This window comes from Candidatus Cryptobacteroides sp., assembly GCF_056207615.1.
Genome location: NZ_JBAEER010000150.1, coordinates 1 through 16811, shown reverse-complemented (window position 1 = coordinate 16811; position 16811 = coordinate 1). Strand labels below are relative to the sequence as shown.

Annotated in this window: 16 protein-coding genes and 1 pseudogene; 11 read left to right on the top strand and 6 right to left on the bottom strand. The window is 54.7% G+C overall.

Annotated features, from left to right (window positions below):
- Positions 1-172: 172 nt before the first annotated feature.
- The gene (nagB, locus tag AC06ND_RS08710) at positions 173-964 is read right to left on the bottom strand and encodes a glucosamine-6-phosphate deaminase (RefSeq protein WP_475678592.1); all 792 of its coding nucleotides are present in this window, start codon (positions 962-964) and stop codon (positions 173-175) included.
- 72 nt (positions 965-1036) lie between these two features.
- Here nagB and sufB point away from each other — a divergent pair, with 72 nt between their 5' ends.
- The 5 genes and pseudogenes from sufB (at position 1037) to tsaE (ending at position 4949) form a co-directional block, all read left to right on the top strand.
- Entirely contained in the window at positions 1037-2503 is a 1467-nt protein-coding gene (gene sufB / locus AC06ND_RS08705; RefSeq protein WP_475678591.1) for a Fe-S cluster assembly protein SufB, read from the top strand.
- Between the two features lie 6 nt (positions 2504-2509).
- Positions 2510-3142 (top strand): nicotinamide riboside transporter PnuC, encoded by a 633-nt coding sequence (gene pnuC / locus AC06ND_RS08700; RefSeq protein WP_475678590.1) that lies wholly within the window; start codon positions 2510-2512, stop codon positions 3140-3142.
- A gap of 76 nt (positions 3143-3218) precedes the next feature.
- Positions 3219-3896 (top strand): annotated as a pseudogene (gene sufC / locus AC06ND_RS08695) (Fe-S cluster assembly ATPase SufC); the annotation flags it as partial.
- Positions 3897-3899: 3 nt separating this feature from the next.
- Positions 3900-4529, top strand: coding sequence for a SufD family Fe-S cluster assembly protein (locus AC06ND_RS08690; protein WP_475678589.1), 630 nt, complete (start codon positions 3900-3902; stop codon positions 4527-4529).
- 6 nt (positions 4530-4535) lie between these two features.
- Positions 4536-4949, top strand: coding sequence for a tRNA (adenosine(37)-N6)-threonylcarbamoyltransferase complex ATPase subunit type 1 TsaE (tsaE, locus tag AC06ND_RS08685; RefSeq protein WP_475678588.1), 414 nt, complete (start codon positions 4536-4538; stop codon positions 4947-4949).
- On the opposite strand, the gene AC06ND_RS08680 is transcribed toward tsaE, so the two are convergent.
- Positions 4915-6120, bottom strand: a complete 1206-nt coding sequence (locus tag AC06ND_RS08680; protein WP_475678587.1) for a hypothetical protein — start codon at positions 6118-6120, stop codon at positions 4915-4917. The genes tsaE and AC06ND_RS08680 overlap by 35 nt on opposite strands.
- 152 nt (positions 6121-6272) lie before the next feature.
- Between AC06ND_RS08680 and AC06ND_RS08675 the strand changes: the two genes are divergently transcribed.
- Positions 6273-7805 carry a YifB family Mg chelatase-like AAA ATPase gene (locus AC06ND_RS08675; RefSeq protein WP_475678586.1) on the top strand — a complete coding sequence of 511 codons (1533 nt, stop codon included), beginning with the start codon at positions 6273-6275 and terminating at the stop codon, positions 7803-7805.
- Positions 7806-7885: 80 nt separating this feature from the next.
- Entirely contained in the window at positions 7886-8788 is a 903-nt protein-coding gene (locus AC06ND_RS08670; RefSeq protein ID WP_475678585.1) for a DMT family transporter, read from the top strand.
- Positions 8789-8819: 31 nt separating this feature from the next.
- Here AC06ND_RS08670 and AC06ND_RS08665 read toward each other — a convergent pair whose 3' ends face one another.
- Positions 8820-9209 carry a thioesterase family protein gene (locus tag AC06ND_RS08665; RefSeq protein WP_475678584.1) on the bottom strand — a complete coding sequence of 130 codons (390 nt, stop codon included), beginning with the start codon at positions 9207-9209 and terminating at the stop codon, positions 8820-8822.
- A 1-nt stretch (position 9210) separates the two neighbouring features.
- Entirely contained in the window at positions 9211-9384 is a 174-nt protein-coding gene (locus AC06ND_RS08660; protein WP_475678583.1) for a hypothetical protein, read from the bottom strand.
- Positions 9385-9475: 91 nt separating this feature from the next.
- Here AC06ND_RS08660 and AC06ND_RS08655 point away from each other — a divergent pair, with 91 nt between their 5' ends.
- The gene (locus AC06ND_RS08655; protein WP_475678582.1) at positions 9476-10237 is read left to right on the top strand and encodes a 4-(cytidine 5'-diphospho)-2-C-methyl-D-erythritol kinase; all 762 of its coding nucleotides are present in this window, start codon (positions 9476-9478) and stop codon (positions 10235-10237) included.
- Between the two features lie 113 nt (positions 10238-10350).
- On the opposite strand, the gene AC06ND_RS08650 is transcribed toward AC06ND_RS08655, so the two are convergent.
- Together AC06ND_RS08650 and AC06ND_RS08645 are read right to left on the bottom strand one after the other, a co-directional pair.
- Positions 10351-11616, bottom strand: coding sequence for a porin family protein (locus AC06ND_RS08650; RefSeq protein WP_475678581.1), 1266 nt, complete (start codon positions 11614-11616; stop codon positions 10351-10353).
- Positions 11616-12143 carry an RNA polymerase sigma factor gene (locus tag AC06ND_RS08645; protein ID WP_475678580.1) on the bottom strand — a complete coding sequence of 176 codons (528 nt, stop codon included), beginning with the start codon at positions 12141-12143 and terminating at the stop codon, positions 11616-11618. Before AC06ND_RS08645 ends, AC06ND_RS08650 begins: the two co-directional genes overlap by 1 nt.
- A 137-nt stretch (positions 12144-12280) precedes the next feature.
- Here AC06ND_RS08645 and AC06ND_RS08640 point away from each other — a divergent pair, with 137 nt between their 5' ends.
- The 3 genes from AC06ND_RS08640 to AC06ND_RS08630 are packed head-to-tail and all read left to right on the top strand — an operon-like array spanning position 12281 to position 16640.
- Positions 12281-13837, top strand: a complete 1557-nt coding sequence (locus AC06ND_RS08640; RefSeq protein ID WP_475678579.1) for a tetratricopeptide repeat protein — start codon at positions 12281-12283, stop codon at positions 13835-13837.
- 2 nt (positions 13838-13839) lie between these two features.
- Positions 13840-15039, top strand: coding sequence for a murein hydrolase activator EnvC family protein (locus tag AC06ND_RS08635; protein ID WP_475678578.1), 1200 nt, complete (start codon positions 13840-13842; stop codon positions 15037-15039).
- Positions 15040-15074: 35 nt separating this feature from the next.
- Positions 15075-16640, top strand: coding sequence for an NAD-dependent epimerase/dehydratase family protein (locus AC06ND_RS08630; protein WP_475678577.1), 1566 nt, complete (start codon positions 15075-15077; stop codon positions 16638-16640).
- Positions 16641-16811 lie beyond the last annotated feature (171 nt).

Genomic DNA, 16811 nt, shown 5'->3' with positions numbered 1-16811 from the left:
CTATCCTTGTCTTATGGACTACTACGTCAAATTGCACTGAACAATGAAGAACCGCCGTATGCCGAACGGCACGTACGGTGGTGTGAGAGGTCGGAAAACAAAAGTAGGAGGAAACTACTTTTGTTTTCCTCCTACTCGATTCAAGGGCCGCTTCCGGCCATGGGACTGTCGATTAGAGGTTGTCCTTCTCGATATCCTTGAAGTACTTGTAGGTGTCGACCTTGAGCTCGCCGCAGGCAGCCTCGTCGCAGACGATGATTGCGTGTGGGTGCATCTGAAGGGCGCTGATGGTCCACATCTGGCTGATGCCTTCCTCGATTCCGTGCTGGAGAGCGCGGGCCTTGTTGTGGCCGTTGCATACGATGAGCACTTCCTTGGCGTCCATGACTGTACCTACGCCGACGGTGAGGGCTGTCTTAGGGACGAGGTCGACGTTGTTGTCGAAGAAGCGGCAGTTTGCGATGATGGTGTCAGTGGTGAGGGTCTTCACGCGTGTGCGGCTGGTGAGAGATGAGCCTGGCTCGTTGAATGCGATGTGACCGTCAGGGCCGATTCCGCCCATGAAGAGGTCGATTCCGCCGGCAGCCTTGATTGCCTCCTCGTACTGAGCGCACTCTGCTGCGAGGTCTGGAGCGTTACCGTTGAGGATGTGCACGTTCTCCTTCTTGATGTCGATGTGGCTGAAGAAATTGGTCCACATGAAGCTGTGGTAAGACTCAGGATGCTCCTCTGGGAGATTCACATACTCGTCCATGTTGAAGGTTACAACGTTCTGGAAAGAAACCTTTCCGGCCTTGTTGAGGGCGATGAGCTCCTTGTAGAGGCCGAGAGGGGAAGAGCCGGTAGGACATCCGAGCTTGAATGGCTTTTCAGGGGTCGGATTGGCCTCGTTGATCTTTTTTGCAACATAGTTAGCTGCCCACTTTGAAAGTTCGGCGTAGCTAGGTTCAATGATTACTCTCATGTTGTTAGTTTATAGTTCCAATTATAGGACACAAAAATAACATTTTTCTTACCTTTGCCAACGCATTTTAAGATGGAAAATATCATTGAAGACATAACGACCCAGGAGTACGAGCACGGATTCGTCACGGAGGTCGAGCAGGAGTTCATTCCGAAAGGTCTGAACGAGGACATCGTCCGCCTTATCTCGGCCAAGAAGAACGAGCCGGAGTGGCTGCTTGAGTTCCGCCTCAAGGCGTTCCGCAAGTGGCAGACCATGCCTGTACCGAAGTGGGCCCACCTTGATATCCCGGAGATAGATTTCCAGGATATCATCTACTATGCTGCTCCGAAGAAGGAGAGCGACCGTCCGAAGGAGATCGACCCTGAGCTCATGAAGACCTTCGACAAGCTCGGAATTCCACTTTCGGAGAGGGAAGTGCTTGCCGGAGTGAAGGCAGCAGAGGAACCCCAGAGCTCTTCGAACGTCGCCGTCGATGCCGTGTTCGATTCCGTTTCCGTGAAGACCACCTTCCGCAAGGCTCTCTCGGCGAAGGGCATCATCTTCTGCTCGTTCTCGGAGGCAGTGCAGGAGCACCCGGACCTCGTCCGCAAGTATCTCGCTACCGTCGTTCCCGCCGGAGACAACTACTATTCAGCTCTGAACAGCGCCGTGTTCAGTGACGGCTCGTTCTGCTATATCCCCAAGGGCGTGCGCTGTCCTATGGAGCTCTCGTCCTACTTCCGCATCAATGCGAAGGGCACCGGCCAGTTCGAGCGTACCCTCATCGTCGCAGACGAAGGCTCATACGTGAGCTACATGGAAGGTTGCACCGCGCCTATGCGTGACGAGAACCAGCTCCATGCCGCGGTCGTCGAGATCGTGGTCGAGAAGGATGCCGACGTGAAGTACTCCACCGTCCAGAACTGGTATCCGGGAGATGCGCAGGGCAAGGGCGGAATCTTCAACTTCGTGACCAAGCGCGGTATCTGCAAGGGCAGCGGCAGCCATCTGAGCTGGACTCAGGTCGAGACCGGATCCGCAATCACATGGAAATATCCTTCCACCATACTCAAGGGTGACAATTCGTCGTCCGAGTTCTATTCCGTGGCCGTCACCAACAACTACCAGCAGGCGGACACCGGAACGAAGATGATCCATGCCGGAAGGAATACCCGCAGCCGCATCGTCAGCAAGGGTATATCGGCAGGACACAGCCAGAACAGCTACCGAGGCCTCGTTAAGATGCTTCCGGGGGCTGACAATGCCCGTAACTTCTCGCAGTGCGACAGCCTCCTCATCGGAGACAAGTGCGGAGCACATACCTTCCCGGTAATCGAAAATTCTAACCGTACGGCCACCGTGGAGCACGAGGCGACCACCTCGAAGATCAGTGAAGACCAGCTCTTCTACTGCAACCAACGCGGTATAGGCCCTGAAGAGGCTGTTGGCCTCATCGTAAATGGATATGCGCAGGAAGTCCTCGCGAAGCTCCCGATGGAGTTTGCAGTCGAGGCGCGCAAGCTCCTTTCCGTCTCACTCGAAGGATCTATTGGATAAACTATCATGGACTGGATCAATTACACTGTATTCACCTTTGCCGGAGACTATCCGGTGCTGCTGATCGACATCATCACATCGGTGCTCGGTCTCACCTGCGTGTTCCTCGCGGGTCGCAACAGCAAATACAATTTCTGGGTGGGATACTTCTATACCGCAGCGCTGTTCCTGATGTTCTGGAACAAGAACCTCTACGCAAGCCTCCTGCTTCAGCCGATATCGCTCGCGATCAACATCATGGGCCATTATCGCTGGACACATCCGAAGAAGGAAGAGGAGAGCAGCGCGGATGCCAGCGCCCTCAAGGTTTCCATGCTCTCATGGGCAGGAAGGGCATTCGCGATCGGCTCGGTGTTCCTCATCGCCGGTCTCTGGGGATGGACCCTCGACACTCTCTTCCCTCTGGATCCGCATCCTTACCTCGACTCATGCGTGACCGTGCTCATCCTCGTCGCACAGTTCCTCAGCGCACTTAAGAAATGGGATTGCTGGGTTGCATGGCTGCTCGTGAACATCACCCAGCTCATACTCCACATCAGCGTAGGACATGTATTCATGCCTATCGTATGTGCACTCTACCTCATCAACGGCATCGTATCCCTCGTGGGATGGATGAAGCTTTACAGAAAAAAAGCCTGATATGAACGATATACTTCTCGAAATCAGAAATCTCCATGCAAGAGTGGAGGACAAGGAAATACTCAAGGGTGTGGATCTCACCATCAGGAAGGGTGAAATCCATGCGGTGATGGGCCCTAACGGTGCTGGAAAGAGTACGCTCAGCGCCGTGCTCGCCGGCAAGCCCCAGTTCGTGGTGACCGAAGGTTCCATTACCTTCATGGGCCAGGACCTTCTCGCGATGACTCCTGAGCAGAGGGCCTGGGCAGGTATCTTCCTTTCCTTCCAGTACCCCGTGGAGATTCCGGGTGTCAGCATAACCAACTTCATGAAGACTGCGGTGAACTGCCGTAGAGAGGCCCAGGGCCTTGAGCCTATGAAGGCAGGCGAGTTCCTCAAGCTCATGAAGGAGAAGATGGCCTTCGTGCAGATGAAGGGCGAGTTCTCGAAGCGTGAGGTCAACGTCGGATTCTCCGGCGGTGAGAAGAAGCGTAACGAGATCTTCCAGATGGCGATGCTCGATCCGACCCTCAGCATTCTCGACGAGACTGACAGCGGACTTGACGTGGACGCTCTCCGCATCGTGGCGAGCGGCGTGAACTCTCTCCATACTCCGGAGAAGGCTGCCATCGTCATCACCCACTACCAGAGGCTTCTCGACTATATCGTGCCAGACGTCGTTCATGTCCTCAAGGACGGACGCATCGTCAAGACCGCAGGCCGCGAGCTCGTTGATCAGATCGAGGAAAAGGGTTACGACAGCATTACCGAGTAGACCATGCACAAGCTTTACGTCATAAAGCCAGGCACAGCGCTGCCTCAGATTCCTGCCAGCTTCACTCTCGGAGCCGGTGAGACTCTCGACATGACCATAGTCGTCATGCCGGGCGTAAGCTGCGATCTGCCACTCTCAGTCGAACTCGACGGAGATGGAGCTCAGGCGAACCTCTTTGGAGTCTATGTCTGCGGTGCCGAGGAGAAGGTGAACATCAGCGTGAATCTCAACCACAAGGTCGGCCATTGCAACAGCAACCAGCTCTTCAAGGGTATCGCCGGCGGCAAGTCCCATGTCGGTTTCGACGGTAGGATAATCGTAGCTCAGGATGCGCAGAAGACCGAGGCATACCAGTCGAACCACAATATTCTCCTCAGCGACGATGCACGCGTGGATACGCGTCCTCAGCTCGAGATATATGCGGACGATGTCAAGTGCTCCCATGGAGCGACCGTAGGCCGTCTCAACGAGGATGAGCAGTTCTATATGCGCAGCCGAGGCATCACCCTCAAGGAGGCGCGTACCCTCCAGATGATCTCGTTCATCCACCCTGCCCTCCAGGGCATCGAGGATGAGGAACTTCGCGAGTCTCTCGCTGCGGAGATAGAGGACGCCATCAGATCAATACTATAAGCATACATGAACGAAGTCGTCATAAAGAACCTTGCGGACATAGACAGGGCCGCCGAGGAATTCCTCTCCAAGATAGGGGATAGCAAGCTCATTGCGTTCTATGCGCCTATGGGCTCTGGCAAGACCACCTTCACGACCGCGCTCTGCCGCGTCCTCGGAGTTGGTGACGCCGTATGCTCTCCTACCTTCACCATCATCAACGAGTATGTCGCTGCAGACGGAGAGTCTATCTTCCACTTCGACTTCTATCGCATCACCAAGCCGTCAGAGGCAATGGACATAGGCCTATACGATTATCTTGACAGCGGATGTCTGTGCCTGATGGAATGGCCTGAGAACGTTGAGGAACTCCTTCCTGAGGAGACTCTCAAGGTCACGATAAGGGTCAATCCCGACCAGTCCCGTACACTAGTCTGGTAACATCGCCTATTGCTAGGTGGTCGATGAAACCATGGATACCGAAACTCTTCACGATGCCGTCCTTCCACAGGACGGCATCGTCGTTCTGATCCACCAGCGCAATATATAGTACATCGTCGTGGATCAGCATCGCCGCGGACCCCAGTGGCTTCAAGCCAGCCTCGAGTTCGCTAACAATTCCGTTCCGAATGATCATCCACTTTTCCTTCTCCACGTCCAGACCTAGTATGCAGAGGTTTCCGTCAGCGACACACCATGCTGCCTTCCTGAACTCTCCATGGTAACTGTATACCTGTTCGCCATCTTTCCAGACTATATACTCATGGCTGCCGTCGTCTGATAACTTCACCGCGTCGAAGTAGCATTCACTACGGTATCCGTCGTACAGGAATTCCCCAGGCTCATAGTCCTCCGTGATGTTGACGCCGACGAAGAAAGTCTCGTCATCAATGGTCAGGATGAGATATGTGCCTGCCTTTATTGCCCTGTGCCTTTTCCCGCCTGCGCGGAGCATCTTGACTATCCTTGCGCTTTCGGAAGGATGATCTACCGGCAAGATCTTGCCGTTCTCCACGATGCACCACTGAGTGTTGCCATCCTCGTCGCGGCTGACCCCGGTGAAGCTCAGCACGCCGTGGTCCATCATCAGCGGAGTCGCCGGCAGGACCTCGGAGCTTTGGGATATGGCCTTGCCGTCCTTTCTCAGCACATATCCTCCCTTGGACTTCGGATAGCCGAGAGAGTACATCGCTCCTCCTTGTTCGGTCATGGATATTACCATTTCGCGTCCGTAGATGCTGTACGCGATCTCCCCGTTGCAGCGAATGACCGTCTCCTCATCGGTCGCCCAGTCATCATACAGCTTGCCTCCCACTATACGGTGCATGTCGATGTCCGATGCCGTGCAGTAAAGGTCGCCGACAGGACGGCTCAGCAGCACGCTGTCCGCTGTCATCAGCAGGAGGCTGCAGGGAACCTCTCCATAGTGTGCGTCCTGTCTCCAGTCATAGCCTTCAGGATAAGATACGGCACTCATCAGCAAGGTTTCGTATACCTCTGTCCTTACGATTTCCTCTGGTTCATCCTCTTCGTTCGCACCTCGGATCATGTCCACCAGATCGCACCCAACTGCCAGCAAGGATGCCATTACCAACATGAATAATCTTCTCATACCATTGTCCTTTTCCGCTAAAATAGGTATAGAAATGACTGCTTCCCCGTTTTTGAAAAAACAAACATTTTTCCGTGGCATATATGCATTTTTACCGGGTAGATTCATTTTTTTAGTGCCCATCTTCGCCTTGGACATTAGAAATACACGCAATGCTGATCAACATCTACGGGGCGAGGTGCATAGGCATCGAAGCCCAGAGGGTCACCGTCGAGGTGGAGGTGACCAACGGAATAGGCATCCATCTGGTAGGACTGGCTGATGCCGCAGTGAAGGAAAGCGTCCTCAGGACATCCACAGCCATAAGCAGTATTGGCTATAGGGTGCCAGGGAAGAAGATAGTCATAAATCTGGCACCTGCTGACATGCATAAGAAGGGCAGCGGCTATGACCTCCCGATCGCCTTGGGAATACTGGCTGGATCTGGTCAGGTTGAAATGCCCCTGCTAGGTCGCTATGTCATAATGGGTGAACTCGGGCTTGACGGGTCGATAAGGCCTGTGCCTGGAGCTCTTCCGATATGCGAATTGGCCAAGCTGGAGGGTTTCGAGGGTTGCGTGCTTCCTAAGGCTTCTGCCTTGGAGGCGGCCGACTTCGAGGATATGAAGATTTACGGAGTGGAGACGCTGGATGAAGTGCTGGAGATCGTAGGAGGGGAGGTCTGCCGAGATGACCTGCTCGTGAGAAATACGCCCAGAGTAGTGAGCGACAGTTCTACGGATGTCATGGACTTTTCCGAGATCATCGGTCAGGAGGGCGCAAAGAGGGGACTGGAGATTGCAGCGGCAGGCTCGCATAATGTAATTCTCATCGGCCCTCCAGGTTCCGGAAAGAGCTCCATGGCCAAGGCGCTCGCAGGGATCCTGCCCCCGATGAACACCGAGGAAGCCCTTCAGACGAGCAAGATATACTCAGTCGCCGGAAGGACGAAGGAGGGTTGTGGACTCATAAGGCAGCGACCCTTCAGGGCACCTCATGTGAGCGCTTCCGTCCCGGCTCTGATCGGGGGTGGATCCGAGACCATCATGCCTGGTGAAATCAGCCTCGCGCATAACGGCGTGCTCATGATCGACGAATTCTGCGAAGCGCCCAAGAGGCTGATAGAAGTGTTGAGGGCTCCGATGGAAGACAGGAAGGTGACCATCTCTCGATTACGCACGAAGGTCGTGTATCCGGCCTCGTTCATGCTGGTCGCTGCATCCAATCCCTGTCCTTGCGGGTATTATGGGGAAGGGGATCGCTGCACCTGTACTCCAGGACGAAGGGAAGGATACCTCAGTAAGCTCTCGGGGCCGATCATGGATCGAATCGATCTCCATCTCTGGGTCCACCAGGTGGATCCTAAGCAGATGATGTCTCGTCCGGAGGCCGAGCATTCGGAGACCATCGCAAGGAGGGTACTTGCGGCAAGGGAAATCCAGCGTTTGCGTTTCAAGGACGACGGGATATTCTCCAATTCGGAGATGGACAATGCCCTCATAAACAAGTATTGTGCATTGGATCAGGAGTGCCGTGATTATCTGGAGAAGCTGATGACAAGGTTCGGACTCTCCGCCCGTGCCTGCACGAGGATTCTGAAGATAGCCCGTACTATCGCTGACCTGGCTGCGTCCCCGGACATCCGTCTCAACCACCTTTCCGAAGCCTCATCCTACCGCTTCCTCGACCGAATGGTTCCGTTGTAGTCAGAAAAAAGAGTTCACTAATCAAACTCTTTTGACTATTTTTGCTGCCCGATTGGCTAGAACAGGCCTGTCAGCTCAGTATGGACAAGAGACAGATAGCAGGACATCTTGCGGCAGCGGCCGCTTATGCGATATTCGGAATAAACATAGTCACGACAAAGGACATAGCGAACTCTGGGCTCGTGACTCCCATCGTCCTCTTCTCGTTGAGGGCCATCGGAACCGTCTCCCTGTTTTGGATAATATCCTTCTTCATGCCGAAGGAGAAAGTGGATCCGAAGGATATACTGAGCATAGCAGTTGCGGCCTTCCTCGGCCTTTTCGTGCCTCAGCTCACCTTCCTGAAGGCCATCACCGTCACTACGGCGATCGACACTTCGATCATCGGCTCGATCACTCCTATCTTCACGATGTTCGTGGCGGCGGTCTTCCTCAAGGAGCCGATCACATGGAAGAAGGCCTTCGGCGTGTTCCTCAGCTTCGGAGGCGTGATATTCCTCATCCTGAACTCAGTGACCGTGAACCGAGGAGCGGATCAGACCACTCCTCTTGGCATATTGCTCCTCGTGCTCAACACCTCGAGCTTCGCATGCTACCTGGGTATCTTCCGCCCGCTGATCAACAAGTACAGCGTCGTGACCTTCATGAAATGGATGTTCCTCTTCGCGCTTGCGATGTCGCTCCCGTTCTCTGCGGAGGGACTCGTGACCACCCATTATTCGGAGATATCCCTGCAGGTGGGCCTTGAGATAGGATTCCTCATCATTTTCGCGACTTTCTTCGCGTACTTCCTCATCCCATACGGACAGCAGCGCATACGCCCGACCCTGGTCAGCATGTATTCCTACACCCAGCCTGTCATAGCGGCTGTGATCAGCATCTGCGTGGGAATCGATACCCTCAGCTGGCAGAAGCTGCTTGCAACCGTACTTGTGTTCAGCGGCGTGATAATAGTAAACCAGTCCCGCGCAAAGGCTGCGTAGGACCGGTGTAGCTTGTTTCTGTAGTCAGTCTTTACTGAGCTTTCTTGGAATCGGTCTTCGACTGGAACTTCTCCATGTCGATGATGAATCTCTTGTGCGTACCCTCTCCGATGAGGCCGGCCTCGTCATATGCCGCAACCTTGAACACGAGCCTCCTGCGGTCGATCTCCACCAACTCGCTTTCCGCCCATACCTTCATACCGAGAGGAGTCGCAGAGCAGTGCGAGACGTTGAGCATAGTGCCGACGGTTGTCTGACCCTCGGCGAGCTCAGGCTCCACCGAAAGTGACGCGGTCTTCTCGATCAGAGCGATCATCATCGGGGTAGCAAATACCCTGACCTTGCCGCTACCGACGTTCACGGCAAGCTGGTCCTCAGTGACGACTGTCTCCTGACGACCCTTGATTCCCGCTTCGAGCATCCTAGATGCGGTTGCGGAGGAGGAAATAGTAGATAGCGATACCGATCCAGCTGCAAGCGAGCACGAGGACGCAGAGGAGTATCTTCTCGATGAGACCACAGTTCTTCTTGAGGATGTCAAGGACACACCAGATAGCGGCGAGGACGCCGAGGATGTAGATGATTTTTGCTATCATTTTTCCGTAAGTTTATGATTGGTATCCCAAATGTAGAGATTTTTTATGATATTTGGGATATATGATAGTCTACCCGAACGTCAAAGTAAATGTGGGACTCAACGTCCTGCGCAAGAGAGAAGACGGTTACCACGACCTGGAAACCCTCTTCGTACCATATCATGGGATCTCCGATGTGCTGGAGATCGTACCGTCCGAGGAATTCTCGATCGACATCGTCAAGGAAGGCGGAGTCGACTGGGATCCGATGACAGACCTTACCGTCAGGGCATACCAGCTCCTCAAGGCTGATCATGATATCCCTGCCGTGAGCATCCGTCTCGAGAAGAGGTCTCCGGTAGGTGCCGGCCTCGGCGGCGGTTCTTCGGATGCGGCATTCGCGTTGAGGTGCATCAGCGAGCTTTTCTCGCTCGGCCTCTCCGACGATGTCCTCGCAAGCTATGCGGCAAAGTTGGGCAGCGACTGCGCATTCTTCGTGTACAACCGTCCGATGTTCGGTTCCGGCAGGGGCGAGGTGTTGGAGGATTTTGCTCTCGAGGGACTCGATTATGGTCAGGAAGGCGCGGAGGATTGTCCATACAAGCTCGTCGTGACTGTGCCTCAGGGAATAGCGGTATCTACGGCCGACGCATATAGGGGCATAGTCCCCGCAGTACCTCAGACCAGCCTGAAGGAGATACTTTCCCGCCCTGTATCTTCATGGAAGGACGCTCTCGCCAATGATTTCGAGACCACGGTCTTTGCGAAGTACCCAAGGCTCGCCGAGATAAAGCAGGAACTCTACGACGGAGGAGCGGTATACGCATCGATGTCCGGTTCGGGCTCGTCCCTCTACGCGATATACGCAAAGTAGCAATAGGATAGCATAAAAAGAATGACGGCTGCACCTCACGGTGTGGCCGTCACTTGGTTAGTTTGTAGTTGTTGTTATACTCTTTGGCGCCTTTCGGCAGCCTAGGAATTATCTTAAAGCTTGACCCTGAGACCGAGCTCGATGCCAGCCATGAAAGGCTGCTGAGTCCTTACGCTCTTAGGCATGTTCTTGCCCTTGAAATAGTATCTTGCACTTGGGTCGATGTAGATTCCGAGATGGTCGGCCACCATGAACTCGCAACCGAGTCCGAGTCCGGCCGAGAACATCACGCCACCCTTCTGACCCTTGAAGTAGGTGTTTCCTCCAGGTGACTGCATGATGTTGTTGTTATAGACGCACTTCTCAGCCGAGCCGCCACCGTATACATAGAAGTCCACGAATCTGTTGCTGACGATGCTGAAATATGCGTTGACAGGGATGCCGACATAGAACTGATTGTTCCTGATGTCCGAGTAGGTCTCGCTCTTGAGAAGCATGCCGCTCTCGTCGTATTCCCTGTATGTACCTGCGTATGTCCTGCCAAGGTAAGTGGCGTTGACTCCGAGTCCGATGGACCAGCGCTCGCCGAGAGGGAACTTGATACCGGTACCGAAGCTGACAGGAATCATGAAGGTAGATTCTCCGGTCTCAGTGATTCCGGTTGCGGAAGGAGCTGCAGCTGGGACTCTCATGATACCGTTCGGACCCTTCGATGCAGGGTTGGTGTTGCTGCTTGCGTTTCCTGAGAAATATACTGAACTCTTGCGCTTCTTTGCGGTGGCCTTGAATGAATCTTCGAATTCCATCATGTCAAGTGCCTTGGTGTCGGAAGTGTTCTCATTGACCTTCTCGGTAGTGACAGCCTTCTCTTCGACCTTATCTGCGGTGCCGGCATTCTCTGTAGAAACAGCCTTCTGCTGAGGGATGGCCTCGGTAGCTGCGGCCTTCTCAAGGTCTTTCCTCTGGGAGTTCTTGCTGGTAGAAGTCGCCTTCGACGAATCGACGCGCCTTGGGCGAAGTATCTTCACGGGCGAGTCAGGAACCTCATTCGGTACGAAATCGGATGCTTTGGTCACCATCTCGTCGACGAAGATTGACTCTTCCTCCACGTCAGCGACCATGTTCCTTGCTCCGCTGACTATCTCGATCTGGTCGTTCGAAGGTCTGCGGCCTGAATATACGATGCCGAAAGTGAGGGCAGCGGCTGCTGCGAGGGCGACGCCGACGCGCCTTGTCCATGTCAGGATCACCGCCTTGCGCTGGGTCTTTGCAGGAGCGGCTGCCGGAAGCTGACTCTGCACGGCATCCCAGAGACCGGCAGGGACTTCCTCCCTTCCGTTCTCCATCATGGATCTTACGAGCTTATCAAATTCCTGCATCACTGTTCTGCTATTCTGTTCTGGAGCCATATCCTTGCCCTGCTGAGCTGGGTCCTGGAGGTGGTCTCCGTAATTCCTAATTCATCTGCGATCTCCTTGTGGGAATATCCCTCGATCACGTACATGTTGAAGACTGTCCTGAATCCCGGCGGGAGCTCTGTGATCAGCTTCATCAGCTCCTTGTATCCGATGTCCTGCATCTGGGTCGACAGCTCGGAACTCAGCTCCCTGGCGCTCTCCAGATCCTCGCTCATCTTCAGCGCATCCTTCTTCCTGAGGAACATCAGCGCCGTGTTCACGAATATCTTCCTTGCCCATCCCTCGAAGGAACCGTCTCCCTTGTAAGTCTCAAGCTTGGAGAACAGCGCAACGAAACCATCCTGCAGCAGGTCCTCGGCCGTCGCCCTGTCGCCCACGTAGCGCAGGCACACGGACAGCATCAGCGGAGCCAGCCTGTCGAAAAGCTGCTTCTGCGCGATGCGGTCTCCTTTGAGACAGTCATTGACCAATTTCTGTTCGTCGGTCACGAGGGTTTGGTGATAATACGCTTGATAGATGCAATAATGTGGCTCCGCGTTGCATCGTCATCAAAAACAAACATGAGGGAAGGCGCCACGTCAGCAAATATAAATAAAATGTACTATTTTTGTATGTTGACACAGTTATGGCAAATACTTGGAAAAATATACTCTTGGTTCTCGCGATCGTCTTTCCGTGCATGACTCTCCATGCGCAGGATTTTGACCGCAAGGTGCTCGAGAACGCTTATCTCCAGGCAGTCCAGCAGTATGACTCTGGTGATTACAAGAAGGCAGCGGCGACCCTCCAGGCTATCCTGAACAAGGATGACTCGATGGACGCTGCCCACTACTACCTTGGCCTATGCGCAGCCGCCATGAACGATCTCGAGCAGGCTGAGCTCCATATCACGAAGGCGGTCCAGCTCGACAGCACCAACTACTGGTATCGTCAGAGGGCTGCAGTACTCTATTCTGCAACCGGCAGGGACGAGCAGGCCATCAAGGAATACGAGGCCATACTCCGTGACTTCCCGAAGAAGAGCGATGTCTACTACAATCTCATCGAACTCTATTCTTCGACCGGCAGGAACGAGGATGCGCTGGACATTCTTGACAAGATCGAGGGCCTTCAGGGACGTTCCGACGGTACCGCGATGGCCAGGTTCCAGCTTCTCGGGCAGATGAACCATCAGCAGGAAGCATATGACTTCCTCGAGTCCGTTTATGACGAATATCCTTCTCCTCAGATTCTCAGCATACTCGGAGACTACAACCTCTCCATGTACAAGGACAGCATAGCCGTGGCTCTCTACGACGAGGCTCTCTCCATGGCACCGGGCTATGCGCCGGCGGTGGTCGGCAAGGCCGAGGTTCACAGGATGAAGAGGGACTATGCGAAGTTCATCGAGGCCTTGGAGCCATTCGTGGCAGACCCTTCGGCACCGGCGGAAATGAAGATGGACTATCTCAAGCAGATCGTCCAGCATGCGGACCAGAGGCTTGTCCATGGCTACCGCGACGATCTCTACCGCCTCTATCAGCTCTGCGCCGATACCCACCCGGACAACGACATGGCCGTAAGCTATCTTATCTCGCTGATGCTCGGCTACGACGACTATGCCGGAGTGGCTCAGACCGCGGAGAAGGCTATGCTCACGTTCCCGGAGGAAAGCTCCTTCATGGAGATTGCGACATACGCGGAGTATCAGCTCGGAAATCTCGGGAAGGTGCTCGACCTCTCTCTCATACAGCTTGAGAGGGCAAAGAAGGCCGGCGACAAGAAACAGGTCGCGGTGGCAAACGCCAATGTCGGCGACAGCTACCATTCCCTCGGCGACAACAAGAAGGCATACAAGTACTATGAGGCCGCGCTCAAGGACGATCCTGACTATGCGCCGGCTCTCAACAACTATGCATATTATCTCTGCACGACAGGCAAGAAGCTCAAGAAGGCTTATCAGATGAGCCGCAAGTGTACGGAGCTCGAACCGGATAATGCAACCTATCTCGACACCTTCGGTTGGATACTCCACCTCATGGGCAAGGACACCGAGGCCCTCGCTATCTTCAAGAGGGTGATGATCTACGGCGGAAAGGATAACGCGGAGGAGCTCCGCCACTATGCGGACGTGCTCGAAGCAACCGGCAAGAAGGATCTCGCCGAGATGTACCGCAGCCAGGCTGCAGCCAAGGAGAAATAGAAATGAGGTGGTTCAGGGTCATATCTCTCGTCGTCGTGATGAGTCTTGCGAGCCTATCTCTCCAGGCCCAGGATACCCGCGCCCAAGAAGCAAAGAAAAAGAAGCTGGAGCAGGAGATGGCGATACTCGACCGTCAGCTCAACGAGAACCGCAAGCAGAGCAAGAACGCCCTTTCCCAGCTCGAACTCTCCCGCAAGAAGGTCAGCCTCCAGAGGGAGATGGTCGCGGAGAGCGACCGAAAGATCCGCACCTACAGCGACAGCATCTACGCCCATCAGCGCCAGATAGGTGAGCTGCAGCGCCGCGTCGACACCCTTTCGACATATTACTCGCGCCTCGTGAACGCATCCTACAGAAACAGGGACACGAGGATATGGTACATGTACATAATCGCCAGCGAGAACCTCACCCAGGGTTTCCGCCGCTACAGCTATTTCAAGAACCTCTCGAGCAACCTCAAGGACCAGGCGACCAAGCTGCGCGAGGCCAAGGAGGAACTCGAGTATGAGAAGCTTGAGCTGGAGAAGCTCAAGGCCGAGAGTGAGGCTGTGCGCGTGGAACGCAAGCAGGAGCAGGCGAAGCTCGAGCAGGAGCAGGCTGCCGATCAGAAGATCGTGAACGACCTGCAGAAGAACAGACGCAAGTACGAGAACGAGCTTGCTTCGAAGAAGAAGCAGGTCGAGTCCCTGAACAAGGAGATACAGAGGATCATCGCTGCGGCCATGAGCGCGGCATCGAAGAGCACGGACAAGAACGTCAAGAGCGACGGCAAGAAGATGGAAGTCGACAAGGCCCTCGCAGCCGAGTTCTCCAGGAACAAGGGTCGACTCCCATGGCCGGTGGACGGTCCGGTGGTCGGCAAGTTCGGACAGCACTACCATGCCGTATTCACCAACGTGAAGCTTCCTTTCAACAACGGAATTGACATCGCTGCCCAGGCCAATGCAAAGGTGTGCGCCGTGTTCGACGGTGTGGTGAAGCAGATAGTCGTGCTTCCGGGATACAACCAGTGCGTGCTCGTACAGCACGGCAACTATTTCACTCTCTACTGCAAGCTCCAGTCGACTTTGGTCAAGGCCGGAGACAAGGTGAAGACCGGTCAGCAGGTCGGAATCGTCGATACCATCAACGGAGAGACCCAGGTCCACTTCGAGGTATGGCAGGGCCAGAAGGCCCAGAATCCTGAGAGCTGGCTGAAATAACCTGAAACTTACCTAACGCTAAACCATACGAAAGAATGAAGAAGACAGTATTCCTGTCCGGAGCCACCGGCAACATGGGGTGGCATGGATTTCAGGAAATCCTTAAGAAGAAGGACAGATTTGACATACGCCTGCTCGCGCGAAAGAGCAAGAAGAACGAGAAGGCACTGGCTCCTTATATGAACGATCCCGCCGTCACCGTCGTCTGGGGTGATCTCTGCGTCCTCGAAGACGTGAAGAAGGCGGTAGCGGGATCGGACTATGTCCTCCATGTAGGAGGCATGGTCAGCCCGGCCGCAGACTACTATCCCGAAAAGACTCTCAAGGTCAACATCACCGCAGCCCAGAATGTGGTGAAAGCCGTGCTTGAGCAGCCGAACGCGGACGACATCCGCGTAGTATATATAGGTTCGGTGGCCCAGTATGGAAACAGGATGGCCGAGACCCTCTGGGGCCGTACCGGTGACCCTCAGCGTGCGAGCCTGTACGACATGTACTCGGTTTCGAAGTGCGCAGCCGAGAAGATCTTTGCGGATTCAGGTCTGAAGCATTGGGTATCCCTCCGCCAGAGCGGCATACTCTACGCGGGCATACTCAAGGTCGTCAATCCGACCGCCTTCCATGTCCCAGTGCGCGGTGCCCTCGAATGGGCTACCGTAGAGGATTCCGGCAGGCTCATGGCCAACGTGATCGAGGATGACGTGCCGGAGGAGTTCTGGAACCGTTTCTACAACATCTCCAGCGGTGAGCAGTACCGCATGAGCAACTACGAGTTCGAGACGCGTCTCCTCAATGGACTCGGCCTTCCCGGACCGGAGAAGGTGTTCGAGGCGAAGTGGTTCGCGACGAGGAATTTCCACGGAATGTGGTATACGGACGCGGATGAGCTCGAGAAGTATCTCCATTTCCGCGCCAACCTCCCTGTCGACGAGTATTTCGCACAGCTCAAGGGCCAGCTCGACTGGTATTACAAGCTCGCGCCTCTTGCGCCTGCCTGGGCAATCAAGATGTTCATGAAGAGATTTGCTTTCGAGGATGGCATGGGCACACAGTCGTGGGCGAAGAACAACCCTGAGCGCCTCAATGCGTATTATGGTTCGCGCGAGGCTTATGAAGGAATACATTCATGGGCGCAGATGCGTCCCGGATACATGGAGAAGAACCTTGAGAAGGCCGTCCAGTCCGGCGAGGCCGAGAATCTCGACCATGGATATGACGAGAGCAAGAGCATATATGCTCTCACCAAGGAAGAGATCCAGGCGGCCGCCGAGTTCCGCGGAGGACGTTGCCTCGGTCTTCTCGATCCGGCTCTTATCCCTGACCTCACTTCATTGCCTGTCACGGCAATGTCATCAGCGATCTCTACTCTGCCTGACGCTACTCTCGAACATGCATGGGAGGCTTCTCCTTGGGCGCAGGACGGGTCCGGAGCATGGAAGAAGGGTACACAGTTCCTGTGGGAGTGCGAACATGGCCACCGTTTCGCGGCGTCCCTCGAGTATGTGCTTCTCGGAGGAGGATGGTGCCTGGACTGCGGCTATCTCTATGCCGAACCTTATCAGCCTAGCGAGAATCGCTTCCTGAAACAGATATTGTTGTAAATAAAAAGCAGCGGCCTGTGAGGTCGCTGCTTTCGTTGTTCGTCCAGCACGAACGTACTCTAACGGGTGAAAGTCCCCAAACCGCCCTGATAGTGGGAAGGTTACAGCCAAAGGCAAAGGTGTCCATCACGAGGTGGAATCTGAAGGAAGCTGGCGGCAAACATCTGGTCT